23 protein-coding genes and 3 pseudogenes are annotated in these 26,970 nt (G+C 68.1%); 11 read left to right on the forward strand and 15 right to left on the reverse strand.

The genetic code is table 11. The features are described 5' to 3' along the window. Positions 1-126: 126 nt before the first annotated feature. From OHS71_RS00605 to OHS71_RS00615, 3 genes are read right to left on the reverse strand one after another with little or no spacing between them, the layout of a single operon-like run. Positions 127-504 (reverse strand): hypothetical protein, encoded by a 378-nt coding sequence (locus OHS71_RS00605; RefSeq protein ID WP_328475674.1) that lies wholly within the window; start codon positions 502-504, stop codon positions 127-129. Between the two features lie 6 nt (positions 505-510). Then, positions 511-1,194, reverse strand: coding sequence for a DciA family protein (locus tag OHS71_RS00610; RefSeq protein ID WP_328475676.1), 684 nt, complete (start codon positions 1,192-1,194; stop codon positions 511-513). After that, positions 1,148-2,587 (reverse strand): hypothetical protein, encoded by a 1,440-nt coding sequence (locus OHS71_RS00615; protein WP_328475678.1) that lies wholly within the window; start codon positions 2,585-2,587, stop codon positions 1,148-1,150. Before OHS71_RS00615 ends, OHS71_RS00610 begins: the two co-directional genes overlap by 47 nt. Positions 2,588-3,088: 501 nt before the next feature. On the opposite strand from OHS71_RS00615, the gene OHS71_RS00620 reads away from it, so the two are divergent. The 3 genes and pseudogenes from OHS71_RS00620 to OHS71_RS00630 all read left to right on the forward strand — a co-directional run. Then, the gene (locus OHS71_RS00620) at positions 3,089-3,334 is read left to right on the forward strand and encodes a helix-turn-helix transcriptional regulator (protein WP_057575148.1); all 246 of its coding nucleotides are present in this window, start codon (positions 3,089-3,091) and stop codon (positions 3,332-3,334) included. Beyond that, positions 3,331-3,834: a hypothetical protein gene (locus OHS71_RS00625; protein ID WP_328475680.1), complete on the forward strand. Its 504-nt coding sequence runs from the start codon at positions 3,331-3,333 to the stop codon at positions 3,832-3,834. Before OHS71_RS00620 ends, OHS71_RS00625 begins: the two co-directional genes overlap by 4 nt. A 99-nt stretch (positions 3,835-3,933) precedes the next feature. Continuing rightward, positions 3,934-4,422, forward strand: a pseudogene (locus OHS71_RS00630) (UDP-N-acetylglucosamine--N-acetylmuramyl-(pentapeptide) pyrophosphoryl-undecaprenol N-acetylglucosamine transferase); the annotation flags it as partial. On the opposite strand, the gene OHS71_RS00635 reads toward OHS71_RS00630, so the two are convergent. From OHS71_RS00635 to OHS71_RS00645, 3 genes are read right to left on the reverse strand one after another with little or no spacing between them, the layout of a single operon-like run. Beyond that, positions 4,376-4,810: a low molecular weight protein-tyrosine-phosphatase gene (locus OHS71_RS00635; protein WP_328475682.1), complete on the reverse strand. Its 435-nt coding sequence runs from the start codon at positions 4,808-4,810 to the stop codon at positions 4,376-4,378. The pseudogene OHS71_RS00630 and the gene OHS71_RS00635 overlap by 47 nt on opposite strands. Beyond that, positions 4,792-5,940 (reverse strand): DegT/DnrJ/EryC1/StrS family aminotransferase, encoded by a 1,149-nt coding sequence (locus OHS71_RS00640; protein WP_328475684.1) that lies wholly within the window; start codon positions 5,938-5,940, stop codon positions 4,792-4,794. Before OHS71_RS00640 ends, OHS71_RS00635 begins: the two co-directional genes overlap by 19 nt. Further along, positions 5,937-6,929 carry an ATP-grasp domain-containing protein gene (locus tag OHS71_RS00645; RefSeq protein WP_328484358.1) on the reverse strand — a complete coding sequence of 331 codons (993 nt, stop codon included), beginning with the start codon at positions 6,927-6,929 and terminating at the stop codon, positions 5,937-5,939. The genes OHS71_RS00640 and OHS71_RS00645 overlap by 4 nt, the downstream gene beginning before the upstream one ends. Positions 6,930-7,924: 995 nt before the next feature. Here OHS71_RS00645 and OHS71_RS00650 point away from each other — a divergent pair. After that, positions 7,925-8,293, forward strand: a complete 369-nt coding sequence (locus tag OHS71_RS00650) for an HGxxPAAW family protein (protein WP_328475686.1) — start codon at positions 7,925-7,927, stop codon at positions 8,291-8,293. Positions 8,294-8,333: 40 nt separating this feature from the next. Here OHS71_RS00650 and OHS71_RS00655 read toward each other — a convergent pair whose 3' ends face one another. Beyond that, positions 8,334-8,942 (reverse strand): YdeI/OmpD-associated family protein, encoded by a 609-nt coding sequence (locus OHS71_RS00655; protein ID WP_328475688.1) that lies wholly within the window; start codon positions 8,940-8,942, stop codon positions 8,334-8,336. A gap of 112 nt (positions 8,943-9,054) precedes the next feature. Between OHS71_RS00655 and OHS71_RS00660 the strand changes: the two genes are divergently transcribed. Further along, a complete protein-coding gene (locus OHS71_RS00660) occupies positions 9,055-9,666 on the forward strand; it encodes a hypothetical protein (RefSeq protein ID WP_328475690.1) in 612 nt (203 codons plus the stop codon). A 36-nt stretch (positions 9,667-9,702) separates the two neighbouring features. Here OHS71_RS00660 and OHS71_RS00665 read toward each other — a convergent pair whose 3' ends face one another. From OHS71_RS00665 to OHS71_RS00690, 6 genes and pseudogenes are all read right to left on the reverse strand, one after another. Next, entirely contained in the window at positions 9,703-12,360 is a 2,658-nt protein-coding gene (locus OHS71_RS00665) for a LuxR C-terminal-related transcriptional regulator (RefSeq protein ID WP_328475692.1), read from the reverse strand. A gap of 299 nt (positions 12,361-12,659) precedes the next feature. Beyond that, positions 12,660-13,440: pseudogene (locus OHS71_RS00670) on the reverse strand (RNA-guided endonuclease InsQ/TnpB family protein); the annotation flags it as partial. Positions 13,441-13,646: 206 nt separating this feature from the next. Further along, positions 13,647-14,651, reverse strand: coding sequence for a threonine ammonia-lyase (locus OHS71_RS00675; RefSeq protein WP_328475694.1), 1,005 nt, complete (start codon positions 14,649-14,651; stop codon positions 13,647-13,649). Between the two features lie 459 nt (positions 14,652-15,110). Continuing rightward, on the reverse strand, positions 15,111-15,590 hold the full coding sequence (locus tag OHS71_RS00680; protein ID WP_328475696.1) for a GNAT family N-acetyltransferase: 480 nt from the start codon (positions 15,588-15,590) through the stop codon (positions 15,111-15,113). 30 nt (positions 15,591-15,620) lie between these two features. Continuing rightward, positions 15,621-15,989, reverse strand: a complete 369-nt coding sequence (locus tag OHS71_RS00685) for a winged helix-turn-helix transcriptional regulator (RefSeq protein WP_328475698.1) — start codon at positions 15,987-15,989, stop codon at positions 15,621-15,623. Positions 15,990-16,077: 88 nt separating this feature from the next. Then, positions 16,078-17,586, reverse strand: a complete 1,509-nt coding sequence (locus OHS71_RS00690) for an MFS transporter (protein ID WP_328475700.1) — start codon at positions 17,584-17,586, stop codon at positions 16,078-16,080. A gap of 661 nt (positions 17,587-18,247) precedes the next feature. Between OHS71_RS00690 and OHS71_RS00695 the strand changes: the two are divergent. After that, a pseudogene (locus OHS71_RS00695) lies at positions 18,248-18,813 on the forward strand (dihydrofolate reductase family protein). Positions 18,814-19,350: 537 nt separating this feature from the next. Here the strand turns inward: OHS71_RS00695 and OHS71_RS00705 are convergent. Beyond that, entirely contained in the window at positions 19,351-19,848 is a 498-nt protein-coding gene (locus OHS71_RS00705) for a GbsR/MarR family transcriptional regulator (protein WP_327188138.1), read from the reverse strand. A 102-nt stretch (positions 19,849-19,950) separates the two neighbouring features. On the opposite strand from OHS71_RS00705, the gene OHS71_RS00710 reads away from it, so the two are divergent. The 3 genes from OHS71_RS00710 to OHS71_RS00720 all read left to right on the forward strand — a co-directional run bounded on the left by OHS71_RS00710 (position 19,951) and on the right by OHS71_RS00720 (position 23,159). Then, on the forward strand, positions 19,951-20,967 hold the full coding sequence (locus OHS71_RS00710) for an ABC transporter ATP-binding protein (protein WP_328475703.1): 1,017 nt from the start codon (positions 19,951-19,953) through the stop codon (positions 20,965-20,967). Next, the gene (locus tag OHS71_RS00715) at positions 20,964-22,574 is read left to right on the forward strand and encodes an ABC transporter permease (protein WP_328475705.1); all 1,611 of its coding nucleotides are present in this window, start codon (positions 20,964-20,966) and stop codon (positions 22,572-22,574) included. Before OHS71_RS00710 ends, OHS71_RS00715 begins: the two co-directional genes overlap by 4 nt. Before the next feature lie 144 nt (positions 22,575-22,718). Further along, entirely contained in the window at positions 22,719-23,159 is a 441-nt protein-coding gene (locus OHS71_RS00720) for an HGxxPAAW family protein (protein ID WP_328475707.1), read from the forward strand. Between the two features lie 14 nt (positions 23,160-23,173). Here OHS71_RS00720 and OHS71_RS00725 read toward each other — a convergent pair whose 3' ends face one another. Continuing rightward, entirely contained in the window at positions 23,174-23,686 is a 513-nt protein-coding gene (locus OHS71_RS00725; RefSeq protein ID WP_327188134.1) for a MarR family transcriptional regulator, read from the reverse strand. 339 nt (positions 23,687-24,025) lie between these two features. On the opposite strand from OHS71_RS00725, the gene OHS71_RS00730 reads away from it, so the two are divergent. Together OHS71_RS00730 and OHS71_RS00735 are read left to right on the forward strand one after the other, a co-directional pair. Continuing rightward, positions 24,026-24,232 (forward strand): DUF1272 domain-containing protein, encoded by a 207-nt coding sequence (locus tag OHS71_RS00730; RefSeq protein ID WP_328484359.1) that lies wholly within the window; start codon positions 24,026-24,028, stop codon positions 24,230-24,232. Between the two features lie 527 nt (positions 24,233-24,759). Next, positions 24,760-26,931: an MMPL family transporter gene (locus OHS71_RS00735; RefSeq protein WP_327188132.1), complete on the forward strand. Its 2,172-nt coding sequence runs from the start codon at positions 24,760-24,762 to the stop codon at positions 26,929-26,931. Positions 26,932-26,970: the final 39 nt, after the last annotated feature.

The raw sequence follows: 26,970 nt of genomic DNA on the forward strand, positions 1-26,970 counted from the left end.
CTACCCCATGAAGCGTACGAACTGCGTACTTTTGGCGTACGAAAGGCGTACGACTTCCGTTCTGGGGTGGAACGGCGCGCGGCGCCCCTGCTGAGCAAGGGCACCGCGGTCAGGCTGGATGGCTGGTCAGTCCGACTGGAAGAGATTGTGCGTTTCCGCGTTGGTCCGCCACCGGCCGTTGGCAGCGGGAAGGGCGGACACGGGCCGGACGTACGTGTCGTAGCGGAACGCGACGACCTGGTGCCCGAACTTGTTCGGGCCCTCCTTCTTCCGCAGCTTCCAGTTCCCGCCCGGCAGCACGCCGCGCACCTGCGGTACCTCGTACCGCTCCACCCGCAGGAAACCCGGCCGATCCTTGGCCGCCACGAGCCGGCCTTCCTCCGGGACCAGGACCAGGGCCCTGCCGTCCGCGTCCCAGGACTCCACAAGCAGCTCCAGTTCGTCGTCCTCTCCCTCGGCAGCGTCGGCGTTGGCACGAACCGAGCACGGAGGAGATCCAGTCATTCCCGCTCACGCCGACTCCTGGAGCGGGGCCGGCTGCGGGAGCACGGCCGAAGTCCCGGCCTCCCGGGCCGCGCGCTCCGCTCGGGCCCCGGCGCAGAGCCGCAGCGTGGGAGGCGTCGGCCTGGTGACGGCGCTGGGTACGAGCCGCCGCGATCGGGGCCGGCGCAGCGTCGGACACGGTCTCGGGCTCGGGGAACGCCCTGCGGGACAGCTCGCGCATCGCCCTGGTCTGCCGCTCAACAGCCTCCGAGATCCCCGGATCGATCCGGGACGGCGGCGCGACCTCGCGGTGCGCTTCGAGGGCGCGCCGGTAGCCCTCGGACGCCGTCTCCCTGGTCTTCGCCGGGCCCGTGGGGGCGTCGGCCGGGGCAGCCGGGCGACGTCGGCCGGGTCGGGTGCGGGCAGGGTGCCGGGCGGCAGGATCCGCAGGGACCTCACGACCGTCCGGCCCGCGATGACCCGGGTCTGCTCCAGCCGCGCCTTCGTCGCCCAGGCCGACGACTCCGGGCGCACGGTGAGCCGGCCCGAATCCGCCTCGTACGACACAGCGGCAACGTGCCCGGCGAGCTCGGGGGCGATGGACGCCCACCGGTCGCGCAACGTCGCGCCGGCGCCGGCTGGGAGCTCCCAGGCCCGCTCGGCATCAGGACGCCGATCGCGGCACCGAGCCCATCGGCTCGCGCCCGTCACGCCGGACCACCCGGGTCGTACGCGACTGGGCTGCGCTGTACGGCCGCCGTTCTTCTGCGCTGCCGTCTTGGCGGCGCGCAGTGCGACGCGGGCCAGGTCGAGGCCACTGAGCTGCGGGTTCCTCCGTGCGCACGCCCCGCTCCTTCAGGGCGACGGCCAGCTTGATCAGCATCACGGGGTGGTCGTGCTGCGACGGCGGCGTGGCGTGCGCCGCGAACGTCAGGTCCTCGGTGGCCTGGTCGATGTCGGCGAGGTCACCGCCAACTCGGTACCGCATGGTGAGGACGGAGGCCCGGTCGGTGAGCCGCTGGGGGTGGGCGGGCGAGGCGGCGGTCGCCGGGTCGTCGCACGCGGCCCGTGCGGCCCGGGTGGCCGCCTCCAGATCGAGCGGTTGCTGCAATTGGACATACCGGGCGAGGTGGGCGACGCCCAGGAGGGAGAAAGCGGAGGCACGTAACTCCGGATCGGGGATTCCCGCCGCCACAACGGCCTCCAGCTCGGCGATCGACGCGTCGATGTCGGCCAGCTCACCCGTCAGCTCGAAGCGGATCCGCAGCGCCTGACCCAGTTCGGCACGGCGTCGCGCGCGCTCCTGCTCCTCGGCCGCGGGCGCGTCGGCCATTGCCCGCAACAGGTCGACGGCCCTGTCCAGCCGCTCCGGTCCACCCTCCCGTATGTATGCGGTGATCTCGGCTTCGGGGCTGCCGTCTGGATGGGTGGCCGGCGGCTGCCAGGCCAGCGTCCGCCGGAGCTCGGCCAGCATGACCTCGCGGACGGGATCGCCGGCGGGGAGGGCGGCGATCGCCTCGCGCATCTGGCCGATGCCCTTTTCCCTCGTCCCGGGCGGGGCGTCCTCACGCCGGGCCATGGATGCCAGGGCGGAGCCCAGGTTGAAGGCGATGGAGGGCTCGGAGGGTGTGCCCCGGGCCTCCTTGCGCGCCCAGGCGATGAGGACTGCGCTCGCGACGATGCCTTCCTCGCAACCGTCCTCCCTGCTGCTCGACAGCAGGGCGCTGCCGACGGCGTGCACGGTCTCGTACGCGGGGAACACGGTCGGCGTGTGCTGGTCGAACACCTCGCGCATCGCCTCTGGCACGAGCCGGGGATCCACCGCGTACACGAGACCGAAGAGGAACCAGCTGGCGTGGACGTTCCACTCGCGGCCGTAGGTGTCCTCGGGAAGGTTGCTGCACCGGGCCAGGTAGTAGGAGGCGGCCAGGCAGACCTTGTTGAACGCGTCGCTTCCGGCCGGGCCCACCGCTTCCGGCGTCAGCCGGTCGCGCACCTCGTGGAGCGCCATGGCGACGCTGTAGTGCGTTCCGCCGGCCAGCACGTCGTCACGCGACGCAGCCGCCCACGGCAAGGCCCCTTCGGCACCCTCGGCATCCGTCATTGCCGCTCCCCCGATTCCCCCACCGCGCTCGCTGCCGCGGAGACGGCCACGGTAGTGAGCGGGTGGGGCGGCGGGAGAGGCAATCGCCAAAAGAAGGCGACTAACGAGCTCGTGCATGGTAGGCGGTGAGGCGTCGTGAACTTCGGCGTGGCCTGTCGGACGTGTAGTCGCGGCCGAAGTAGTCGCTGGACGGCGGCCGTCTGGGCAGTTCGCTGGTGAGGCGTGCCAGGCGTAAAGGGCGCAGCCGAGAGCCTGGCCCCGGTCAGGGTGGTGGCGTGCTGCTTGTCCTGGGTGTCGGTGCTTGTCGTGAGCGGCAGTTTGTGGCGTAGATCGTCTGCCAGTGGTCGAGGTTGGTCGGCGACGGCAGCGCAGGTCCGCTGCCGCACTGGCTGACCGCATCGCGGCCGCCTGGGCGAAGTTCACGGCCCAGAGGAACGCCGTGCGCCGACAGTCGCGTGATTTGTATTGTGCGACTGCTCATCAATGTAGTACTTCTTATACATGAGTGAGCAGGTGCACAACAGGCTGGCGGTGGTGAGGGCTGAGCGCAAGGTGTCACGGCAGGCCCTCGCCGAGACGGTGGGGGTCCACTACCAAACCATCGGCTACATCGAGCGGGCGCAGTACAACCCCAGTCTCGACCTGGCACTGAAGATTGCCAGGTTCTTCGAACTACCGGTGGAGGCCCTGTTCTCCCTCGAGCCGTTCCGGCCGCTCACCGACGAGGTCTATGGGAGGAAGCAGTGACGACCGCGACGAAGTACGACCGGCGGATGTACGCCATCATGAACGACCGGGCGGCGGCCCCGATGTACGCAACGGCCACGCGCAGGCGGGCCGTCATCGGCGCCCATCTACTGCTCACCGTAGCCGGCTTCGCCGCATGGGCCACCACGATCTTCAGCGATGCGCGCTGGCCGCTGTTCGCCATGCTGGCCGTGCTGCCGCTTTGGATGGTGGCCACCGGCGTCATCAACGGAGCCACCCGCGGGCTGCTCGAGCTGCGCACCCGGATGCTGGACGAGCGTCAGCTCGCCGAGCGGGATCGTGTCCATGCCGTCGCCCACCGGATCACCGGGGCGCTCCTGCTCCTGGGGGCAGTCGGCGTGGGCGCGGCCGGATGGTTCGGGGATGTGCGGGCCGAAGGCCTGGCCGTACCGGTGCTGTTCGCCGCCCTCACCGTGCACTTGCTGATGCCGCTCTGGGTGGCTGGCCTGCGGATCCAGGACGACCCCGCCGAGGACTGAGCCGCCTCACAGGTGGTGGCCGCGCGACTGACGGATGATGGCTGCCCGCGTACCGCTGGACCGCAGTGAGGATGTCGGCCTCGGAGACGAGCTTCGTGCCAATGCGGTCCGGCCAATGAGGCGGGCCTGCGGGCGCGGGCGGCCGGACTTCCGCCAGAGCTGGCGGCCCGCTACCACCTGACGGGGTTCGTCAGCGGCGAGCTGCCCGACGCCCTGGCCCTAGCCGACGTCGTGGTGTCGCGGAGCGGGGCGGGGACGCTGGCGGAGCTGACCGCACTGGGCAAGCCTGCGGTGTTCGTGCCGCTGGCGTCGTCGGCCGGGAACGAACAACTCCACAACGCTCGGCATCTGGAGCAGGCTGGGGCGGCGGTGGCGCTGACCGGTGAGGCGACGGCGGCCCAGTTGCAGGAAGCGGTGGGCCCGCTCCTGGCCGATCCCCAGGTGCGATCGGGCATGGCGGAGCGGGCCCGTGCGTACGGCCGCCCGGACGCGGCGGACAGGCTCGTGGACGAGCTCTTGGCCGCCGCGGCGGGGCAGCCGGTCAATGCGACGGCTGGCCGACGTGGAGAGTCGTTCCTGCCTCGATGAGGACGGCGCACGCGTTGAACGTCTCCTGGTCCTTGCCCATCGGGTCGGGGACGTCGCGGTCGCGCAGGTACAGGCCGAGCTTGCGCTGAACGTCTCCGCCGGCGATCTCGCGGAGGACTTCCAGCACGGAGGCGTCCATCGCCAGGACGCTGTCGGCCCAGTCGAGCATCTCCCGGGTGAGCTGCTGGGCGCGGTGGGCGGTGAGGTCGAGGCCGAGGCGCCTGGCGGCCTCGATCATCTGCTCGTTGGCGAGCTCTCCCTCCCACTTGCCGATCAGCCCGGCCGAGCGGACTTCCAGCTCGGTGCCGCCCCGCGTGGCGAGCGCGAGCGCGGCGAAGGGCGAACGGCAGTAGTTGCCGAGGCAGACGGTCAGGACCTTGTGCACCATGCGGCTCCCGTGGTCGTGAGGGCCTGGCCGAGGACGTGGACGACCTGGTCGATGTCGTTCTCGGCCAGGTACTGGTGGAACGGCAGCGTCAGCACCAGCCGGCCGGCTTGTTCGGTGGCGGGCAGGTCGCGCCGCCACTGGGCAAAGGCGGGCTGCAGGTGGTTGGGCGGGTAATGGACGCCGACGCCGATGCCGCGAGCTTTCATCTGCGCGTGCACTGCGTCCCGGTTCGGGATGAGGACCTGGCACAGGTGCGGCACGGACCGGTCGGGGTCGACGTCGACCAGGCGTACGCCGGTCAGGCCGGCGAGCGCGTGCTGGTAGGCGCGCCACAGGGTGCGACGGGTCGTCTCCGCCCTCTCGACGCGGTCGAGCTGGGCCAAGCCGATGGCGGCGTTGATGGCGGACATCTGGTAGCGCAGACCGAAGCCCTCTACCTGGTAGCTGGTCGTCTGGCAGCGTTCGGCCTGTGACTGGACGACTCCGAGCATGCGGATGCGGCGGATCGTATCGGCCTCAGAGCGGGTGCGCGGGATGACGATGCCGCCTTGCCCGCAGGTGAGGTTCTTGATCGGGCCGAAGGAGAAGCACGTCAGATCGCCGGTGGCGCCGACCCTGCGGTCACCGTTGCGGGAGCCGAAGGCGTGCGCCGCGTCCTCCATGATGGCGATGTCCCGGCTGGCCAGCTCCGCGCGGATGGGGGCGAAGTCGATGGCCCGGCCGCCGAAAAGGACCGGCATCACGGCGCGGGTGCGATCGGTGACGGCGTCCATGACCAGCTGGCTGGTCACGCACAACGTGGTCGGGTCGATGTCCACGAAGACCGGGGTGGCGCCGACGGCGAGGATCGCCTGGACGGTCGCGCAGAACGTCATGCTGGGCACGACCACCTCGTCGCCGGGGCCGGCGTCGGCGGCGAGCAGCGCCGTATGCAGGGCCGCGGTGCCGGACATGACGGCGACGGCGTGAGGAACATTGAGGAACTGCGCGACGCGGCGCTCGAACTCCTCGGTCACCTCGGTGTGCCCGTACTGACCGGCCTCCAGCACGCGGGAGACCGCGGCAGCCTCTTCACCGTACAGAAACGGGCTTGCGTTGCGCCCCACGCCGGGCGCGGCGACGGCCGTCATGCTACGGCTCCCTTCGGGGCGGCTGCGATCTCCAGCTCGGCGACGTTGCCGACGCGCAGCGTCTCCAGGTAGTTCGTGAGGAACACGCCGGTGCGATAGGTCAGCTGGTCGTGGTCGACCGGCAGACCGAACAGGCCGTTGACCATCTGGCCGACCAGGTCCGCACCTGCCGCCACACTGAGGGCGAACCCTCCGGCGATGCGGACGTTCAGCTCGGTGATCGTGACCTGGCCGTCGCCGGTGATGAATCCCTGCACGCAGCTCAGGCCCCGTGCGCGGACGGCGCGCAGGGTGTTCATGACCAGGTTGTGCACAGCCTGGTCCTTGATCGTCGTGGAGACGACGACGCAGCCGGCTTTCACCAGGTCGCGGCGGCGCAGGATCGCCGAGGCGCGGCCATCGCGGTCCACGAGGCAGTCGGCGGTGAACTCGGTGCCGTGGATGCGTTCTTGCACGAGGGCATCGGGGATCAGCTCACACAGGAGGCGGGCGTGCCGCAGGGACTTCACCATGTGCACACCCTGGGCGCCGTGGCCGACCCGCGGCTTGACGACCAGTTCGACGCCGGCGGGCACCAGATCGACGTCTTGGGGTGTCCAGGTGCGCGGTGTCGGGATGCCGTGCTCGGTCAGGACTTGGTGGAATCGGGCCTTGTCGATGCAGGCGTGAACCGACGTGGCTTCCGGCAGCCAAAGACGTACGCCCTGGGCTTCCAGGCGGGGCCGCAGCTCGAGCAGCGGCGGCAGGTCGTTCTCAATTCCGACCACGATCGCGTCCACGGCGAGCGTCTTGCACAGCCCGGTGATGGCGTCCGGGTAGTCGGGGTCCGTGGCGAGGGGGATGCGGTATGGCGAGACGTCGTTCAGGAAGAAGCCGGGTGCGAGCGGGTTGGCATCGACGGCGACGACCCGATGCCCGAGCCGCTGGAGGCTACGGGCCAGGCCGAAGCCCGGATGGGCGCCGACGCCGGTGACGAGGATCCGGCGCAGGGATCCCGCTGTTCGTCACTCGCTTGCTGCGCGGCCAGCCTGGAAGTCGCGCTGCGGCTGGTAACCGAGGGGGCAGCGACTTTGGACCAGTCCATGGCGTAGCGCAGGTCGTTGGCCAGGCGGTCCGGGACGTAGGTGACGTGGTCCCAGTCGGCGCCGCAGATCCGCAGCAGCTCTGGGCTGGAGGAGACCGTCGACTGGTAACGACGCAATGCGCGCGGGCCAGCCGGGCGAGATCTACAACATCGGCGGCGGCACCGACCTGTCCAGCAAAGAGCTGACGGGGGAGTCGACTGAGGCGAGGCCGCCGGGGAGTTCCACGCCCTCACCGCTGTGAAGGTGACTCATGCCCAGCAGCGGGGCGCTGGCCCCTACATGGTACTGCGCGCGCAGTTCGATGGCGTGGGGACGAGGCCGGCTGCGGTCGTCGGCGGCGTCGGCGATGCCGCCCGCCGGTGGTGTCTTTTGCCTGTCGTGCGGATAGGGCTGCACAACGGGTTGCGGGGGCCATGGTCTGGTAGCCGCAAAGGCACCGCGGGTGCGGGTTGGCCACGCATACCCGTGAGCACACCAGTAGGCCAGGTCCGGGCCCTCGAAGCTTCTCCAGCCCGCTCACGGCGCTCAGCGGCACGGCACACCGGCCCTGTGTGGGAAGTCGTCGAAGAGAAGGGTTCCCACGCCGCTTGTCGTCCCTGCTCCACGCGACGGTCGTCGGGAGACCGTTCTCGTTCGCCGGCCGGTAGAGGTTCGTGTAGATCGTGGTCCCGTCCCGCAGCGCACTGCTACGTCACGGGCGAAGACGATGTCGCACGGCAGCGCACCCTCGCGGTATCGCGTGCTGGCTTGAGCACGGTGGATTCCGGGCGGAAGACCGGGTACCGACCCCCGTACCGATGAACGAGTACCTCTTACTCATTCGGTGACCTCATGGGCGCTCCAGAGTTGCTCGTGTGCGTGGGCTACCGGCTCATTGCCATGAGACCTGAGGAGAACTGATGAGCGCGCACGGCCACGTGGACCTGGGCCACACGGTGGCGGGATGGACCGGCACCTTCATCGCCGTGGTCGGCTTCGGGATCGTCGGCATCGGCGTGATAGCCGTCTCGGCCCTCGTGATCGCCGCTGGGGCTGCGACCGTCCTACTCGCTGCGGGCGTCACGTGGGTGCTCCACCTGGCCGGATGGGGAAAGCCGAGCGGACCTCGTCCCGATGACCAATGGGACTGGCGTGTGCGCGATCTGAGTGCGCGCGGCGGCCACCCCGACTGTCTCGGATGCCGCATGGCTGGTCGACGACTTCGACGACCGGACACAGTCGTGGAGGGTCGTCAGCCGATGCCGGAAACTGCTGAGGCCCGAATCTAGACGAGTTACCCGAAGAGCCCAGCTCGGTCCCTCTCCGTGACTACGGGTGCAGCTTCTCGCCCTTCGCCAGCATCGCTACGTACTTTTCGATCCGGCGCGCCCGGGTCTCGGCCTTCTTGGCCTCTTGGATCCGGTACAGGATCGCGTAGCGGTTCTGCCGGTCCAGTGTCTCGAAGATCTTTGCCGCGGCCGGGTCGGCGGTCAGGGCCGCTGTGAGGTCGTCCGGCACCGTGGCGGTCCTCGCGCCGTCGTAGGCCGCTTCCCAGCGGCCGTCTGCCTTGGCGCGGTCGACCTCGGCCTGTCCCGGCGGATGCATCCGGCCCTGCTCGATCAGGGCGGCCACCTTGTCCCGGTTGGCCTTGGACCACTTGCTGCGCGGCTTGCGCGGGGTGAACCGCTGGAGCCACCAGTGGTCGTCGAACTTTGCCTTCTGGCCGTCGATCCAGCCGTAGCAGAGTGCCACGTCGAGCGCCTGGATGTAGTCCAGCGCAGCGATTCCGGGGCCCTTCTTCCGAAGCTTGAGCCAGATGCCGGGTGAGACGGCGTGGTTCTCGCCGAGCCATGCCTGGAATGCCTCGGCGGATTCGAATGCGACGATCTCCACGTCCTGAGTCACCCCAGCAGCGAACCACACTCGGCCGATCGTCATGAGGCATTCGGCACTGCCCCGGATGCGGGATGCCCGTGGGCCTGCGTGATCATCTCTGGTCTCGACGCAGAACGATCATGCAGGAGCCGCGGGCTAGGTCAACGATACGACGTTGCTGCTCGACCTCGACGGGGTGTCCGTCGCGCGGGTTGAGCGGCTGGCCGACGGAAGGCGCCGAGTTCACCTGGTCACGGCCGACGAGACAGCCAGAGTCTGCCCGGCCCGCAGGGTGTTCGCCACCCGGGTTAAGGGTTCGGCGGTGACCCGGCCACGCGATCTTCCTTACGGCGAGAGCGGATTGGAGTTCCGCTGGCACAAGCGCCGCTGGTGGTGCCGCGAGGCCAGCTGTTTTTGCCGGTCTTTCACCGAGCAGATCCCGCAGATCCCGGCCGGAGCCAGGCTGACCGCCCGGCTGCGGGATACGGCTGGGCGCCGCATAACGGATGCCGGCTCCACGGTCATCCAGATGGAAGCCTTCCGCACACAGACCCGCGACGTCACTGAGGCACCTCTGCCGCAGGTCACAGTCCTGGGCATCGACGAGACCCGCCGCGGACGGCCGAGTTGGGAACAGGATGCGGAGACCGGCAAGTGGCGCCTGACCCGCAACCGGTGGCACACCGGCTTCGTCAACGCCCTCGGCCACGGCGGGCTGCTCGGACAAGTCGAGGGCCGCACCGTCGCCGATGTCCTGGCCTGGCTGGCGCCCCTGCGGGGACGTTGATCGACCGGGCAGGGCACACCGCACGAACCGAGCGCCTCAATTCGTTGCCTCCAGCGCCTTCTTGAGTTCTGCGCGAGTAGAAACGCCAAGTTTGCCGTAAATGCTGTAGAGGTGGTTTTCTACGGTCCGCCGGGAGATCGAGAGGGCCTCTGCCACTGCTTGCGCCGATGCGCCTGAACTGGTCAGGACAGCAATTTCTCGCTCACGGGCCGTCAGTGCCGCAGCTGGCTCGAGGGCCGTGGTCAAGCCGGGAGTGCGGGCGCCCTCACACAGGACAGCAAGCCGGGCGGTCCGGTTGGCGCCGGCGGTGGACTTGCGGGATTCGCCCGCGCGCTTCCACGCGGCAGCAGCCGCCGCGGACGCCTCCGCTGCGAGCAGGTCTGCCCCCATCTTCTCGAACGAGGCGGACGCAACTTCCAAGGCAGGCGGGTCGTTTGCCGCCAGCGCTGCGGCATAGCCTGCCCGAGCGCGGGTGAATGCCGAGTCGCAGACATCGGCGAGTTCGCCGAGTCTTCTCGCTGCCTGCCGTGCGTCGCCCAGTCGGGCGACATCGGTCAGGAGCGCGGCTTCGGAGCTCAGAACTCCGGATGCGCGTGCTGAAGCCGCGGCGGCCTCGAGTACCTCGCGAGCGGCGGCGAGCTTGCCGTCGGCGACGTGGAGCCATGCTGTGGCGAGGTCGTCTTCTCCGACGAACAGGCCGACATGGGGGTACCGCGCTGCTTCTTCGATGGCCTTGCGTGCACTGGCGGTGTCGTTCACCTGTGCGGCGGCCGCTGCGAGGCCGCACAGGGCGGGTCGCATGGCCAGCGTCTGGCCATGCGACCTGGCCAGGGCGACCGACTCCGCGTACCAGTGCCTGGCGGAGCGTGGATGACCTGAAAGCCATTCAGCGCGTGCCATCTGCAGTGCCGTCCACACGTGGGGCACCTGGGCTCGCGCGGCCATGAGCTCGCACAGAGCGAGGTTCCCCACGGCCCGGGCTTCCGGCAGCCGGCCGGCCTCGGCAAGCGCGAAGATCAGGCCATTGCGCTGAGCAGAAGGGTGCAGGTACAGCGCCTGATCGTGGTACTTGAGGTTGATTTTGTACGCGTTTTCGGCGGTGCTGATGGCCTCGGCCGTACGGCCGGTCATGGTCAGTCCCGGGGACTGGTACATGAGACTGAGCAGCAGCACGTTGATCTCTGCTGGATCCTCGACGTCGTAGTCGATCTCGCCGAGGGCGTCCAGGCCGGCCTGCGGATCACCGCAGGCGATGCGGATGGTGGCCTCGGCAGAGCGAATCCGGAACAGTGCCGATGAACTGCGGGCATGCCGGCCGGCCTCGGCGATCACGTCCAATGCCTCAGCCTTGCCGCCCTGGACCCAGAACAGGTTCTGCACCCGAGCAAAAGCGACGTCGAGGATCTCGTCCTCGCCGACAGCCAGCCTCTGAGCCTGAACGAGCACGTCCTCAACCTCTTCTGTCCTGCCGGCCTGAGCAAGGCAGTGCCCCAGAAGGAGGAGACAGGCGGCAGTTCTCTCCGGCTGCGGCACGGCCTCCAGAAGTTGTACGGCTCGGGTGTAGCTGTGAGCGTCCCGGGCGAGTCTGGCGGCCGAGACAAGGTGATCCGTCTTGGCCGATCCAGTCGCTTCGACACGCCAGGCGACAGACCGGAAGAAATCGTCACGGCGCCGGAGCCCGTGAGCTTCCAGCGAGGCGACCTGATTGAGGTACACGCGTCTTCTTTTGAAGGGAGGCATGTTCCTTTGGAGCACCTCACCATAGATGGGGTGCGCCAGGTCGATGCGTGTGCGCCGCCCATCGAGGGATATATTCACCAGGCCCTCGGACTCGAGTTCTATCAGCGCGCCGTCCTGCTTTTCCGGGGGTACGACACCATCGAGTGATGCTTCGCCGCATACAGAGATCGCCTCGAGAAGAGCGCGCCCCTCGGCCGAGATGGCCGAGAGCCTGGACTCGACCAGATCGGTGAGTTGCGGCGTGGTCGTAGCGGATTCTGCCGCCGGTTCCAGTTCCCAGACCTCGCCGTCATTCTTCATGAACCGGGACTCGAGTGCGGCAAAGACAAGTTCACGGAGAAACAGCGGGTTCCCTGCGCTCTTCAAGTACAACTCGTACGAGGTCCGGCGGCTCACAGCTCCCTCAAGAGTGGACTCGAGCAAGCGGTGAATTGAGTCCTGGTTGAGGTTCTTCAGGTTTACTTGTCGGAAACCGTATCCCATAGTAAGGGAATCCGTGTCTGAATTTTCACGCTCTCCGTCGCGTGTGGTCGATATCAGAAATATCTTCCCTACATCGGAAAGCCGTTGAACGATGATGAGAGAGGACTGATCCAGCAGGGGAATATCCTCCACGAGAAGCAGAGTCCCTTTCCTCTTCTCCTCATCGAGACTGGATGCGACTCCGGTGAGCACCGCGGCAATATCGGTAGCTGCCACTCCGACCGGAATGAGGTGCGCGATAGCGCCGAAGGGGACGGTTGAGGCTCCCCTCGTGGCAGTTACCCGGAGCGTTTTCCATCCCCCTGCTGCGCCTACTTTGAGGCATTCATCTGCCAGTCTCGACTTTCCGACGCCTTGCGGTCCGAAGATCGCGAAACCTCTGCACTCCGGGTTGGCCAACGCAGTTCGATAGAGGTGAAGTTCGGAATCGCGCCCTGCCAGCGGGCGCTGTCCGACACTGATCTTCTTCATCCTCGGCCCTTCCTTGCCGACGGCCCGCAGAGCCATCACATGCAGGGCAGGTGAGCACCTTGCTCAGAGCCAGCTCGGGGCACACTCAGCATACGTGTCCTGCTCTGTCTCATTTCATTCTTTTTTGGTTCATGTTCGCGCAAAGCATCGTTGCCATGCCATCCCAGGGCCCGCATCCGCGCCTCCGTGGCACGACGGGCGATCAGCGCGCAGCCAGCTTGTCCTCCGGGGTGAAGGCGTCCTGGGCGTTCATGTCACCGCCAAGGTCCCGATCTTCCCGAGCGCCGTTCCTCTGGCGACTGGTGGAGCATGTCGCGGTGCCGGTTGGCGATCCTCGCGTGGACCTTGGCGACCTTGCGCCGGGCCCTGGCCCGGTTGGCTCCGTCACCGGCGGCCTTGCGGGACAGTTCCCGCTGGGCCCTGGCGAGCCGGGCGCGGTCACGGCGCTCATGCCGGGGGTGGGCGGCCTTCTCCCCGGTGGAAAGGGCCAGCAAGTGGTCGAGGCCGACGTCGATACCAACCGCACTGTCGGTGGCAGGACGGGGCTTGGTGGTTGGGTCCTCGCACAGTATCGAGACCAACCAGCGGCCGGCCGCGTCCTGGGACACGGTCACCGTCGACGGCTTCGCCCCTCCGGAAGTGGACGCGACCAGACGATGTCCGGCCGCTTTGCCGTCTTCGCAAGGGTCAGCCTGCCCGCACGGAACCGGAACCGGAACCCGCTGGTGGTGTACTCCGCCGACTTCCGCGACCTCTTCCGCGACTTGCAACGCGGATACTTCGTCCGCTTCGCGAAGAAGTGGCTGAACGCTATCTACAGATGCCGCAGCGTCTGCTGGAGCGGCACCGACGAGACGTCGCCCAGATAGCCAGCTCCTCGGTCTGCTTCCACCCTGTCAACATCGCCGACGTCGGGCCGCAGTTGACCCGCTCCTGCCGCCCCCACGCCCTCGGTACGGGCGGCGAGCGCCAGGTTGTACACCTTCCGGACACAGCCGAACGTACGCGCCAGCTCGGCCGTCTGCACATCGCTCGGATAGAAGCGGTATTGAACGCCCGCTTCACACGATCCCCGGCCACGCCCACAAACTGGCCAGACCACCACGTAGAGATCAAACCTGCCGGTCAGCGCACTGGGATCCGCCCTGACGGCGAATCCCAGCTCCCTGCCCTGCTCCGCAGGAGTTTCGTTTCCTCCCCCGGCTGAAGCCTGAGGTATCCACGAAAAAACTCCGATGATCACGACCTACGACTGGAACTCTGCGCTCACCTTGACTGCGCGCCGATTAATGGCAACAGCCCGCAAACGGGAGAGGGTGCTCTTTCAGAAGCAATTCGAGGAGGTCGGAATTGACATTTCCACCACTGACTACCGCTACGTGCGCGGCACCGGCCGGGAGGTCGCGCTCGTGATACAGATATGCTGCCGTTGTGACTGCCCCGGAAGGTTCGGCGATCATGCCGGCTTGATGTGCCAAGATTGCTACGCTCGAGCAGATCTCCTCCTCGGTTACGGTGATGATGTCGTCAACAAGTACTTGCATGTGCTCAAAGGGATGCACGCCTACGGTACTCATCTGCATTCCGTCAGCCAGGGTTCTGCTGACGCGCTGAGTCGGCCAGGTCACTCGCCTGCCGGCGCGCAGGCTTTCCCGCGCGTCGGCCGCCAGCTCCGGTTCGACGCCCACTACTCGAACTCCGGGCCTCGTGATCTTCAGTGCCGCCGCAACACCCGAAATCAGACCGCCTCCGCTGACCGGCACCAGCACCGTGTCAACGTCCAGTCCCCGAGCAACCGCCTCCTCGGCGATTTCCAAGCCTACCGTTCCCTGGCCGGCAATGATATCGAGGTCGTCGAAAGGCGGGATGATGACAAAGCCATGCTGTTCGGCCAGCTCGTCAGTCACCCTGGCGCACTCTTCGAGGGGGGCGAACTTCACCTCGGCCCCGTATTCGAGAACGGCGTCGACTTTGGCCTTGGCTGCAGTAGCAGGCATAACGATCGTGACCTTCACGCCCTCTTGGCGCGCCACGTAGGCGAGGGCCTTGCCATGATTTCCGCTTGACCGCGCGATGATCCCCCGGGCTTTCTGGGCTTCGGACAGCCTTGACAACCGGTTGTAAGCGCCGCGGATCTTGAACGAACCTGTGATCTGCAGGTTCTCAGGCTTCAAGAGCAGAGAGCGGTGGGCGCACGAGGCCCAGGACGCCTCGAGCAACGATGTATGGGACACCGCACGCGCCATGCGCTGACTGGCCGCGTAGATGTCATTGAAAGTGACGAGAGCCATTAGCCAGCCTCAATTCGATGGTTTCTCATGGTGTCCACTGTGGCCCGGAATCGTTGGCTATTGATGAGTAGTGCGTACTCGACCACAGGCCACGGAGAGCATTTGGGCGTCCTTGATGATGGCTGCCGAGCCGGTCACCGTTGATGCGGACCCGCACGTCTGTGCTCAGAGCTCGTAAAACCATTCCGTCGAGGGGTCCTGGTCGGACAGGGCCGATGGGACGCTTCACCCGGGAGGGCGCGAGTGCTCCGTGGTAGGGGGAGCCGACATCGGTCCGTCGCCGGTCGGCCGGGGAAGACGGGCGGCAGACGCCACTTGACTTGTGACGCGGCATCCCGCTCCAGGCCGCCACCACCGCGGCCGACGTCAACGACGGCAGCCGGGCGTCCCGCCGCCGCCCCGATTCACCGCTCGGCGACAAGGGCCACGGCTCCGACCCCGACCGCCGCAGCCTGAGGACTATGCGACGGATTCCGCATGTTGCCGGGTGAGTCGGAACTGAGCCATGCGCAGGTTGGGTGCGGGTTCGGTGGTGCCCACGCGGGAGAAGCCATGACGCTCGTAGAGGGCGATGGCGGGAAGATTGTCGGCGCCCGTACTCACCAGCACGTGCCCGCTGGGGGCCAAGTCGGCCAAGAGGTGCCCCAGCAGTCGTGATGCCAGGCCGTGCCGGAACCATGCGGGATCGACGCACAGGCGGGCAATGTCAGTGCCGTCTTCCCCGGCCATGGGCTGCCAGGCGACGAAAGCGACGATCTGTCCGCCGTCCGTCTTCGCCCCAAGCCAACGCAAAGGCTGTGCCTGCATCTCCTCCAGGCTCTCTCGCAGGGCCGGTATGCGGTCGAAGCCGATCAGGTCGGCTTCGACCGCATACGCACGGCGGCCGATCCGGTGCACTGCTGCCGCCGTCGTTTCGTCCCCGAGGCCCAACTCGCACACTACGAAGTCGTGACGGCTGTGTTCACCGCGCTAGGGGAGTTCGCAGGACGGCGTCCCCTTCGCAGTGATGTGGTCCTGCGCCCACACCGTCAGGGCGGCCAGGGGGATGAGAGAGGCCGCGCCATGGGAGGAGAGGGTGTAGGGGGTGCGCGGTGACGCGCCCGGCCGGACGGCGCCGGCCACGAGGCCGGCCGTGGCCAGTTCCTGGAGGCGGCGGGCGAGCATGCGGTCGCTGATGCCGGGGACGCGCTCGCGCACCTGGGCGAAGTCGGCCGGGCCTTTGGCCAAGGCCGTGATGATCAGGCCGTTCCAGCGTCTGCCCAGCAGGGCGAAAGCCGAGGCGAGGGCCAGAAGGGGCTCGGGCAGTTGCGGGGGCTGGGAGCGGTGCGCAGTGGTCACGGTGGGTCCTTGTCTCCGTACGGCGCGGGGCGGCGGGGTGCGGCCCTCGCGCCGTAGGTCGTGGTGGCTGTCGGGCGGTCGGCTGTGGCTACGCGGTCGACTTCGCCGTGTCGCGGTGTGCGCCGCTGCTCGGCGTCTCTGCCTGCTCCGTGCCGGGCTTGCCGGGACGGCGCAGCAGGAGGGTGACGACGACGGCGGCCAGGACGGTGGTCGCGGCGCCGCCGATGAGAGAGAGCTGCATGCCGGAGGCGAAGGCGTCGCGGGCCTCGTCGATCAGTGCCGGGTTGCCCGTGGCGTGGCCGATGTGGTTGGCGGCGGCGAGGGAGGAGCGGGCTGCTTCCGCGACCGGGGCGGGGAGGCCGCCGGTGTCGAGGGAGTCACGGTACTGGGCGCTCATGAGGCTGCCGAGGACGGCGATGCCCAGGGCGCCGCCGAGTTCGCGGGAGAGGTCGTTCACGGCGGATCCCACGTTCTGCAGACGGGGCGGCAGGGCGTCGGTGATGGCCGCGGTGGCCGGCGTCGTGGCCAGGCCCATGCCCGCACCGAGCGGCAGGAGACCGCCGACGACCAGCCAGTACGAGCTGCCGGCGTCGAGCTGGGCCAGCACGACCAGGCCGGTGGTGACCAGGACGAGGCCGACGGTCCAGGGGGCTCGCATGCCTCGCCGGGCGACCAGGAGCGGGCTGAGGCGGGCGCTGGGGATCATCGCCGCGGACATCGGCAGCACGCTCACCGCGGCCATCAGTGCGCTGTCGCCGCGCACCAGCTGGAGGTACTGCATGGTGACGAAGATGAACCCGAAGAACGCGAAGAACTGCAAAGTGGTCGAGATCGACCCGGCCGCGAACAGCTTGTTGCGGAACAGCCGCGGATCGAGCAGGGGGTGCGGGTGCCTGAGCTCCCAGGCGACGAAGGCGACCAGGACGGCGAGCCCGATGGCCATGCCTGCCAGGGTGCGCGTGCTGCCCCAGCCGTGCTCGGGCGCCTCGATGACCGAGTAGACCAGCACGCCCAGTCCCGCCACGGTGAGAGCCGCTCCGGTCACATCGATGCGCTGCCTGCCCGGCTGCGCGGACTCCGGCACGAAGAGGTAGGTGCCGATGAACGCCACCGCGGCCATGACGGCGTTCAGCCAGAACACCGATCGCCACGACCACGCCTCGAGCAGTATTCCGGAGGCGAGCAGTCCCAGCGCGGCGCTGGCGCCCGCGACCCCCGCCCAGATGCTGATGGCACGCGCCTGCTGGGCTCGGGGAAACGTGCTGGTGATCGTGGACAGCGTGGCGGGCATGACGAACGCGGCTGCCACGCCCAGCACCGCACGAAGGGCGATCAGGACGCCCGGCTCGGCCGTGAAGGTCGCGGCGAGTGATATTCCACCGAACACTGCGACGCCGCCGAGCAGTGCCTTGCGACGGCCGAAGCGGTCACCGAGGGTCGCGGCGAACAGCAGGAACGAAGCGAAGACCAGGCTGTAGGAATCGATGATCCACGACAGCTGGGTCTGGTTGGCGTGCGTCTCGCGGGCGACGTCGGGCAACGCCACGCTCAGCGAAGCCATCGCCGAGACGACGGTCGCCAGTGCCAGGCAGGTCACGGCCAGAACCGCACCGTGGCGAACCGCGCGTACCGGTGCGCCGGCCGGATCTGGAATGGGGAGGCCATTCACAGGAATATCCTTAGATCGAAAACTGGTAAAGAGACGGTTCACTCCGACCTGTTCTCAGAACAGCGCGCGGCGCTCTACCATTCGAGAGCTTTTTGCTCGCTAGGTGGTCCTCTGGAGTCAGCGTGAGTGAGGCTTTTCTTCGGCTGCTGTCCTGAGGCTCGCCTCGGTCGAGATAGTCCGCCTAACCAGGCTTACCGTTAGGGTCGCAAGGGACTCAGCAGTTGAAATGAGTAACGGGTACTTACCTGGTGCCGGGCTGCGGTTCACCGCCCGAGCCCACGTTGCCGGGCGTCCTGGAAGGTCGTCATCATAGAGGTCATGTCGACGCCCCGACCATCGCCGGATGAGTATTCGCCCTGGTCACCAGGTCGCCTTTGCCCGGAACAACGGCCTCTGATCGTCGACTTGCCGCTGACTGACGGCCCCGGAAACAGGTGAGGGACGGGCCGGCGCATATCTGCGACTGCCGTGAAGGTTTCCTCAAACGATCTCGTGAGGTGACTCGACCCAGGGGATCTCGCGAGCCGCGATCAGTCCTGCGACGTCCGGCGGTCGTAACTGTCGAACCCGTCACCGAGGAGGGCTTCTGATGCGCGGCGTGACCTATTCGATGGGCGTCTCATTGGACGGCTACATCGTCGGGCCGGACGACGGCTTCGACTGGACGACGGCCAACGAGGAGGTCTTCCGCTTCGCCACCGACGAGGTGCGAGAGGTCGTCGTCCACCTGCTGGGACGACGGCTCTACGAGACGATGCTGTACTGGGAGACCGTCGACCAGAATCCATCCCTCGACAACTCGATGCTGGAGTGGACCGCGATCTGGAAGGCGCTCCCGAAGGTGGTGTTCTTTCACCACGCTGTCGGCGGTACAGGGCAATGCCCGCCTGGCTTCCGGCGGCCTGGCGGAGGAGATCGAGCGGTTGCGAGCCGAGCCGGGTGAGGGCGACATCACGATCGCCAGCGCGGCTCTCGCCGCCGAGGCGGCCGCGTCGGGTCTGATCGAGGAGTACCGGGCCAGGGTCTACCCGGTGCTGGTCGGCGGCGGCATTCCGCATCTTCCCCCGGCATGAGCGCCGGGTGGATGTCGAACTCGTCGAGTTCCGCACCTTCCGCTCGAGAGTCGTCTACCTCCGTTACCGCGTGGCGCGTTAGCCGGCTGGTCCGCCGCGCCTGGGAAGAACGGGCCGGCCAGTGACGTTCTCTCAGCGAAGCGACCTGTGCGAACGGTGTGAACCACCGTCTGGCGAAGGTGAGTCGGACGGACTGCACCCGACCGCAGACGACTGCACCCGACCGCAGACGCACGTAGAGCTTCTGGTAGGGCAGACCTCACCACAAGATCATTGCCGTAACCACCAGAGGCTTCACGTTGGACACCTACATCGCCACACTCGACGTCCCGCGTCACGTCGTGGAGTACCTGGCCCGGTTGTTGGCCGTGCACCGTCGACGGATGAACCCCGAAGGGGGCGCGGGCGCTGGGCCCGTTCCGTCAGGCGGTGCTGGTGCTGCGCTGGTTCGGTGAGCGAGGCTGTGTGCCTGCCTCGCCCGGGACGCCGGGGTGTCCCAGGCGACCGGCTGCCGCTACCTGCACGAGGGCATCGACATCCCTCGCAGCCCAAGCCCCCCACCTGCATGCGGTGTTGGACCGTTGCCGCGTCGAGGGCGTCGCAGAGGCGCCGGGCGCTGTCAGTCGTCGCCGTGGAGTGTTTCGCGGTGGGTGCGCCAGCGTTCCATCATCGCGGCGATCTCGCCGTCGATGAACTCGAAGAACGCCAGGGTCTCAGAGAGCCGGCGCCCGGCCGGGGTAGCGGGACCAAGGCTGTCGACGCCGGCGCGCAGGGCGGTCTCCCAGCGCTTGAGCACCGCGTCGCGGCTGGTCAGGGCCTCGTACCACTGGTCGCTGTGCACGCGATACCGCTCGCGCCGCGAGCCGGGTTCCCGCTCGCGCGAGACCATGTGCTGCTGCGCGAGATAGCGCACCGCACCGGAGACGGCGGCCGGGCTGACCCGGAGCTGTTCACCGAGTTCCGCCGAGGTCATCGCGGCAGAGTCGGAGGCCAGTAGCGCCGCGAACACCCGCGCGGGCATCCGCTGCATCCCCGCCTCGACGAGCTGCGCCGCGAATCCCTCCACGAACTGCGAGACCGGCTCCGGATCCCGCTCCACCGTGGTCGCTTCCGCCATCTGTCGATCATCTCCCCTGCTCATGTCTCATCGTCGAGTGTAACGCGGTTCATACGTTTCCTTAACTTCACAAATTTCTGAAGTAAGCGTAGTGTCTGAAACATGACGAAGGTAATCAGCGTCTCCGGACTACAGAAGAGGTTCGGCAGGACGCACGCGTTGAACGGCCTCGACCTGGAGGTTGAGGCCGGTGAGGTGCACGGCTTCCTCGGCCCGAACGGATCCGGGAAGTCCACCACCATCCGGGTCCTGCTCGGCCTGCTACGCGCCGACTCAGGCGCGGCACGGATGCTCGGCATGGACCCATGGGCCGACGCGGTCGAACTGCACGGCCGGATCGCCTACGTCCCCGGCGACGTCACCCTGTGGCGCAACCTCACCGGCGGTGAGGTAATCGACCTCTACGGGCGGCTGCACGCCGCAGGCCGCACCCGCGGCGGGCGAGCCGAGAGGCGGCGAACCGGCGGGCTCAACCCTGCCCGGCGCGCCGACCTCATCGAGCGCTTCGAACTCGACCCCACCAAGAAGGGGCGCACCTACTCGAAGGGCAACCGCCAGAAGGTCGCCCTCATCGCCGCCTTCGCCTCGGACGTCGACGTGCTGATCCTCGACGAGCCGACCTCGGGCCTGGACCCGCTGATGGAAGAGGTCTTCCGGCGGTGCGTCCGGGAGGAGCGCGACCGGGGCCGCACCGTTCTGCTGTCCTCGCACATCCTGAGCGAGGTCGAGGAACTCTGCGACCGCGTCAGCATCATCCGCAAGGGCCGGACCGTCGAGAGCGGCTCCCTCGCCGACCTGCGCCACCTGACCCGTACCAGCGTCACCGCCGAACTCAGCGGTGGACCGGGCGCGTTGGAGACCCTGCCCGGAGTCCACGGCCTCGACGTACAGGACGCCGGCGTCCTGCCCGACGGCGTTCGGAGCCGGGTCAGGCTCCAGGTCGACACCGAACACCTGAACGCCGTACTGCGCTCGCTGGCCGACTCCGGCGTACGGTCTCTGACCTCGGCTCCGCCTACCCTGGAGGAGCTGTTCCTGCAGCACTACCGGGACGAGGACGAAGGCGAGGACCAGGACGCCGCCCTCCGGGCCATGTCCGAAGAGGCGGCGGCCCGATGACCACCACGACCGCCGGCACCTTCACCGTCCGCGGCGGCGGTACGCGCCCACTGGCCGGCACCGGCACCTTGCTGCGGTTCGCCCTGCGTCGCGGCCGCATGACCATGCCGCTGTGGATCGGCGTGACCGGACTGCTGGTGCTCTCCCTGCCGGGCTCGCTCAAGAGCGTCTACGCCACCCCCGCTGAACGCGCTGACGTGGCACGGCAGATGCTCACCAACAGCTCCCTGCGCGCCACCTACGGGCCGGTGTTCAGCGACTCGCTCGGCGGGCTCACCGCCTGGCGCATCGGCGGTTTCGCCGGCGTGCTCGCCGCTGTGATGAGCCTGATCATCGTGGTCCGGCACACCCGCGACGAGGAGGAGAGCGGACGGCAGGAACTCGTCTCCGCCGCGATGGTCGGGCGGCGCGCCCCGCTGACCGCGGCCCTGCTCGCGGCACTCGTCGCGAACGGCGCCCTGGCTCTGCTCGTCGCGGCTGGCCTCGCCGGTCAGGGCGGCGCCGGTGCCCTGGCGCTCGGACTGACCGTCGGCGGGGTCGGAATGGTCTTCGCGACCATGGCGGCCCTCGTCGCCCAGTTCACGGAGAGCGCGCGGCTCGCCAAGGGGCTGACCGGCGCACTGCTCGGCGCAGCGTTCGTCCTCAGGGCGGCGGGCGACGCGGCGAGCGACGACGGCTCGTCGGTGCTGACCTGGATCTCCCCGATCGGCTGGCTGGAGAACATCCGTGCCTTCGCGAACGAACGCTGGTGGGTCCTCGCGCTGTTCGTCGCGGCCATCGCCGCACAGGGCGCCGCCGCCTATGCACTCGCCGGACGCAGGGACGTCGGCATGAGCTTCCTGCCCAGCCGGCCGGGGCCCGCGACCGGCCGCCTCGGCGCGGCCGGAGCACTGGCGTGGCGGCTGCAACGCGGCGCGGTGCTCGGCTGGAGCCTCGGCTTCCTCGCCGCGGGCGCCGCGTTCGGCGGCATCACCAAGGGGGCGGCCGACCTGGTCGGCGACAACGCCAGGACCCGCGAGATCATCGAGCGGATGGGTGGCCAGAGCGGGATCACCGACGCGTTCCTCGCCGCCATGGTGAACATGCTGGGCCTGGTCGCCGCCCTCTACATCGTCTCCTCCGTACTCCGGCTGCACGCAGAGGAGACCTCGCAGCGCGCCGAACCCCTGCTCGCCGCCGTCGGCCGGCTGCGCTGGGCCGGCGGACACCTTGTCATCGCCTTCGGCGGCGCGGTCCTCATCATGCTGCTCGGCGGGCTCGGCCTGGGCCTCGGCCACGGATCGGACCTCGGCCCCATCCTCGGTGCCTGCCTCGTCCAGGTCCCGGCGGTCTGGACACTCGGCGGCCTCGCGGTCCTCCTGTACGGCCTCTCCTCTCGGCTCGCGCCCGGCGCCTGGGCCGCGGCGGGCCTCGCCCTCCTCCTCGGCTGGATCGGCCCTGCCCTGAACCTGCCCCAGGTCGTCCTGGGCCTCTCCCCCTTCGGCCACGTGTCGAAGCTGCCGGGCGGCACCATGGCCTGGGCACCGGTCCTCCTCCTCACCGGGATCGCGGCGGGACTGACCGCGGCGGGACTGGTGTCCCTGCGCCGGAGGGATCTGAGGACGTGAGCGCGTCGGGCCCGCGTATACCGCCTCGCCACGAGAAGCCGCCCGCGCCCCTGCCCCTGGTTTGCCCTCCCCCTTCAGCGGTCCTAAGATGGCCAAATATTTTAGCTCGCGAGATAAATCTTCTCGCTCGCTTCGAGGAGACTCATGAGCGGTCTGCACGGAACGCACGACCTGGGCCACACCGTCGCCGGATGGACCGGCACCGCCATCACGGTGATCGGCTGCTGTGTCGCGGGAGTCGCCATGACGAGGGGCTCGGCGCCGGATCTTGCGCTCGGCACGGGGGTCATCGCCGTCGCCGGGCTGGTGACCTGGGTGCTACATCTGAGCGGCTGGGGTAAACCGAGCGGGCCCCGGCCCGTCCGTGAACAGAACTGGCGCGTCAGAGACCACGAAGCCGCCCAGGGGCACCCCAACTGCCTCGGCTGCCGCATCGCCGGACGAACGGGCACCCGCCGCGGCGCCGCCGCGTCCTGGAGCACGCCGCTTCCGTCCGCTCGCACCTCTCAAGGGAGCGTCCCCATCCGGTCAGCTGTGCCGGCAGGGGCTTCAGCGGTACGGAACGAGAGTGGGGGCGAGCACTGAGCCCGCCCGGACACTCAGTCCTGTGCGGGTGACGGGCCCTCGGCCCGGGCGGCGTCGCGCATGTCGTCCAGACTCTTTTGCATCGCCGTCCTGGCCTTGGCAAACCAGTCCGCCAGTACGGCGACCTCGTCGCGGGTGAAGTCGGAGACCAGAAGGCGCAGGCGCTCGTAGAAGGGGCCGTAGACCTCGAGGATACGTGCCTGGGCCGACTCGTCCATCACGACCCAGACTCGTCGACGGTCCGTCAGGTCGCTCTCCCTGCGGATGAAGCGAGACTTTTCCAACCGGTTGAGCACCCCGGTGACGGCGCCTGTGCTCAACCGGGCTCGCGCGGCGAGGTCGCTCGCGCCCAGGGGCTCACCGGCCAAGGACGCCTCGATCACGAACCCGAGACAGGTCAGGTCGGTGACGTTGAGTCCGAGCCGTCCGGCGATGTCCTGCTGTCCGAACTGCGCCAGCGCGATCAGGCGGTCCATCTCGTACAACGCCTGCTCAGCGGTCGCTTCGGGACGCGCCTTGCCCTCCATGCATCACCCATGACATCACTACACCAAGCCGAAATCGGACTGAACAAACCCTAACGTTCATTCACCCAGGCCACAGACCAAGCCGTGGGAACCGACGAGCACAGGTGTACGGCGACTGGGCGCGTAGATCGCCGGTGCCGCTGAGGCGGATGAGCCCAGAAGGGCATGTGCGTAAGCCGCCGGCCGCTCTGTCGATCCAAGTTCGTCCAGTGATCTGGCCGAGTCTGAGAGGCCACCTCGCTGGGAGCGGTCTTGGTCCGCCAGGTGTGCCGCATGCTGTCCGTTGCCCGCCCGGCAGCGGTCTTTCCCCAACCAACCAGGAGAGCCATGCCCTTGGAAATGCGCGACCGCTGCGAACGATGTGGAGGTCCGCTTCTGATACAGACCTCGTCCGCCCGCATCTGCTCGTACGAGTGCACATTCTGCGTGTCCTGCAGCGACGCGATGCAGGACACATGTCCTCACTGCGGCGGAGAACTCGTCACCCGTCCCCGCCGTGCGCCCTCCGCCACTGTCGAGCCGACGATCAGTCATCCAGACCGGTGATTGCCCACCACACCGGCGTCCAGGCTCTGGTCGCCGACCGGCGACCACCGGGACGGTCAGCCAGGGGCGCCGGCTCCGTGGCGGCGAGGATGCGGGTAGGGTCTCGCACTCGTCGGACTTCGCCATCGACGCGACGGCGATCGGCAGGCTGTCCCTCGCCAGGGGCTGTGTGCGAAACGCAACCGCCTCGTCTCGGAGGTGAAGCCGAGCATCGCCTGCACCACAGCCCAGGTCACCGACTCGGGACCGCGGGGATTCGGCGATGTCAGGCCGCGGCGCGAAATCATCCCGCTCCCCTGCCGACTCCTGCGAAGGCACCCCCAAGACGGGTAGCGGTGAGGCTGCCGGCCCGACTTTCGCGGAAGAGTGAGCACCGTTTACTCAGGTGCTCACATCGCTACCAGCCCACCGTAAGTAGCAAGAGGACGTGTACATGGATGGTCTCCGCGTTCCGCTCGCACCACGTCTGCGGACGCCATCACCACGGCGCGTCTTCGACAGTCCCCACAATCCGACCGGGAGCCTCCGTGGCTACATTCCTCTACCTGCTGTCCAGGGCCGCCTTCCGGCGCCGCCGTCTCGTCGCCGCAATCTGGGTGGCGCTGCTCGCCTGTGCCGCGGTTGGCGCAAGCGTGGCTTCCAGCAACGTCACGTCCTCCTTTTCCCTTCCAGGGACCGAGGCCCAAAAGGCTGTTGGGCTTGTTGAAACGCGGTTTCCCGGGAGCAGCCCCGATGGTGCCGTGGCGCAGATCGTTCTGAAGGCTCCTGCGTCGGAGAAAGTGTCTGACGCTGCCCCCAAGGCGACGGTCAGGAACCTCGTGAAAGAGCTGAGGTCGAAGTCGGACCAGGTGGCGGCCATCACTGATCCGTATGAGGGAAAGAGCGTATCGCCGAACGGGTCAACCGCCTTCGTCTCCGTCACCTACAACAAACCGCCGGGGTCTCTGACAGACGCGACACTCAAGTCACTTGATGACGTTGCCTCTGACGCTCGCAAGAGCGGTTTGACGGTCGAAGTAGGCGGAACGGCTCTGCAGGCTGCGCCGGAGCCCGGCATCGGCGAAGTGATCGGCGTAGTCATCGCTGCCGTGGTCCTGATCATCACTCTTGGGTCACTGGTCGCCGCTGGACTGCCCCTGCTGACCGCGATCTTCGGGGTCGGCATCGGCATCTCCACCATCACCGCACTGGCGAGCACCTTTGACCTCGGCTCCACCACCTCTACGTTGGCGATGATGATCGGGCTCGCGGTCGGCATCGACTACGCACTCTTCATCGTCTCGCGATACCGGGCCGAGCTCACAGAGGGCCACGACCGCGAGGAGGCAGTTGGCCGGGCCGTCGGCACGGCCGGCTCCGCCGTCGTCTTCGCGGGCCTGACTGTGGTGATTGCCCTGGTGGGACTGGCAGTCGTCAACGTTCCTATGCTGACGAAGATGGGCTTCGCCGCCGCCGGCACGGTGGTCATCGCCGTCCTCATTGCCCTGACGGCGATTCCTGCCCTGCTCGGCTTCGCCGGCAGGCGAGTCTCGCCCCGCAAGGCAAGCAGGCCCGCAGGAAAGCCCAACGGCGGCGTTCGGTGGGCACGCTTCGTGCTGCGTCGCCCGGCCACTGTGTTGGTCGTGGGCCTGATCAGCCTCGGCATCATCGCCATCCCCGCCGCGTCCCTGAAGGTGGGCCTTCCGGATGACGGCTCCCAGCCGGTCAGCACCACTCAGCGCAAAGCCTACGATCTAATGTCCGAGAGCTTCGGTCCGGGATACAACGGCCCCCTGCTGGTGGTCGTCGACGGGGACACAGACGCCGCGTCTCACACCCGCGAAACGCTCCAGGGCCTGGACGGCGTTGCCTCGGTCACCCCGGTGACGGTCAACGAGGCCGGCGACACCGCGATGATCACCGTCATCCCCAAGTACCGGCCTTCCTCGGTCGCCACCGAAAGACTGGTGCACTCCATCCGGGACACCACCGCCGGCAATGTCTTCGTCACCGGCGCGACAGCGATGAACGTTGACTTCTCGCAGCGCATGAACGACGCACTGCTGCCGTACCTGACGCTGGTCGTGGGCCTTGCGTTCCTGCTCCTGATGCTGGTCTTCCGGTCGGTACTCGTCCCCCTGAAGGCCGCTCTCGGCTTCCTGCTTTCTGTAGTGGCAGCGCTCGGTGCAGTCGTTGCGGTCTTCCAATGGGGCTGGCTGGGCTCCCTGTTCGGCGTTGAGCAGACAGGCCCGATCATGTCGATGATGCCGATCTTCATGATCGGCGTGGTCTTCGGGCTTGCCATGGACTACGAGGTCTTCCTGGTATCGCGCATGCGTGAGTCGTATGTCGGCGGAGAACAGCCGGGGGCAGCGGTCGTCACCGGCTTCCAGCACGGAGCTCGGGTTGTTACCGCAGCCGCAGTGATCATGATCGCGGTCTTCTCCGGATTCATCGGCTCGAGTGAGCCGATGATCAAGATGATCGGCTTCGGGCTGGCGATCGCGGTGTTCGTGGACGCATTCGTGGTCCGGATGGCGATTGTTCCGGCAGTCCTTGCCCTGCTCGGGCACAAAGCCTGGTGGCTGCCCCGCTGGCTGGATCGACTGCTCCCCAACATGGATGTGGAAGGCGAGAGGCTCCGCGAGAAGCTGGGTTCCGCCTCAGAAAGCATCGCGCCAGGAGATCCGGACGAGGAGCGTCGTCTTTCTCCGGTCTGACGCCCTGGGTTCCGAGGGCCCCGCCATGAGCGGTGGCTG

It is taken from the genome of Streptomyces sp. NBC_00377 (assembly GCF_036075115.1).
GTDB lineage: Bacteria > Actinomycetota > Actinomycetes > Streptomycetales > Streptomycetaceae > Streptomyces.

Bases quoted from the DNA above. Each gene is read 5' to 3' on its own strand.
- OHS71_RS00605 (WP_328475674.1), bottom strand. From the start codon at position 504: ATGACTGGATCTCCTCCGTGCTCGGTTCGTGCCAACGCCGACGCTGCC.
- OHS71_RS00615 (WP_328475678.1), bottom strand. From the start codon at position 2,587: ATGACGGATGCCGAGGGTGCCGAAGGGGCCTTGCCGTGGGCGGCTGCG.
- OHS71_RS00620 (WP_057575148.1), top strand. From the start codon at position 3,089: ATGAGTGAGCAGGTGCACAACAGGCTGGCGGTGGTGAGGGCTGAGCGC.
- OHS71_RS00635 (WP_328475682.1), bottom strand. From the start codon at position 4,810: ATGGTGCACAAGGTCCTGACCGTCTGCCTCGGCAACTACTGCCGTTCG.
- OHS71_RS00640 (WP_328475684.1), bottom strand. From the start codon at position 5,940: ATGACGGCCGTCGCCGCGCCCGGCGTGGGGCGCAACGCAAGCCCGTTT.
- OHS71_RS00650 (WP_328475686.1), top strand. From the start codon at position 7,925: ATGAGCGCGCACGGCCACGTGGACCTGGGCCACACGGTGGCGGGATGG.
- OHS71_RS00655 (WP_328475688.1), bottom strand. From the start codon at position 8,942: ATGACGATCGGCCGAGTGTGGTTCGCTGCTGGGGTGACTCAGGACGTG.
- OHS71_RS00665 (WP_328475692.1), bottom strand. From the start codon at position 12,360: ATGAAGAAGATCAGTGTCGGACAGCGCCCGCTGGCAGGGCGCGATTCC.
- OHS71_RS00675 (WP_328475694.1), bottom strand. From the start codon at position 14,651: ATGGCTCTCGTCACTTTCAATGACATCTACGCGGCCAGTCAGCGCATG.
- OHS71_RS00705 (WP_327188138.1), bottom strand. From the start codon at position 19,848: ATGGCGGAAGCGACCACGGTGGAGCGGGATCCGGAGCCGGTCTCGCAG.
- OHS71_RS00710 (WP_328475703.1), top strand. From the start codon at position 19,951: ATGACGAAGGTAATCAGCGTCTCCGGACTACAGAAGAGGTTCGGCAGG.
- OHS71_RS00715 (WP_328475705.1), top strand. From the start codon at position 20,964: ATGACCACCACGACCGCCGGCACCTTCACCGTCCGCGGCGGCGGTACG.
- OHS71_RS00720 (WP_328475707.1), top strand. From the start codon at position 22,719: ATGAGCGGTCTGCACGGAACGCACGACCTGGGCCACACCGTCGCCGGA.
- OHS71_RS00725 (WP_327188134.1), bottom strand. From the start codon at position 23,686: ATGGAGGGCAAGGCGCGTCCCGAAGCGACCGCTGAGCAGGCGTTGTAC.
- OHS71_RS00730 (WP_328484359.1), top strand. From the start codon at position 24,026: ATGCGCGACCGCTGCGAACGATGTGGAGGTCCGCTTCTGATACAGACC.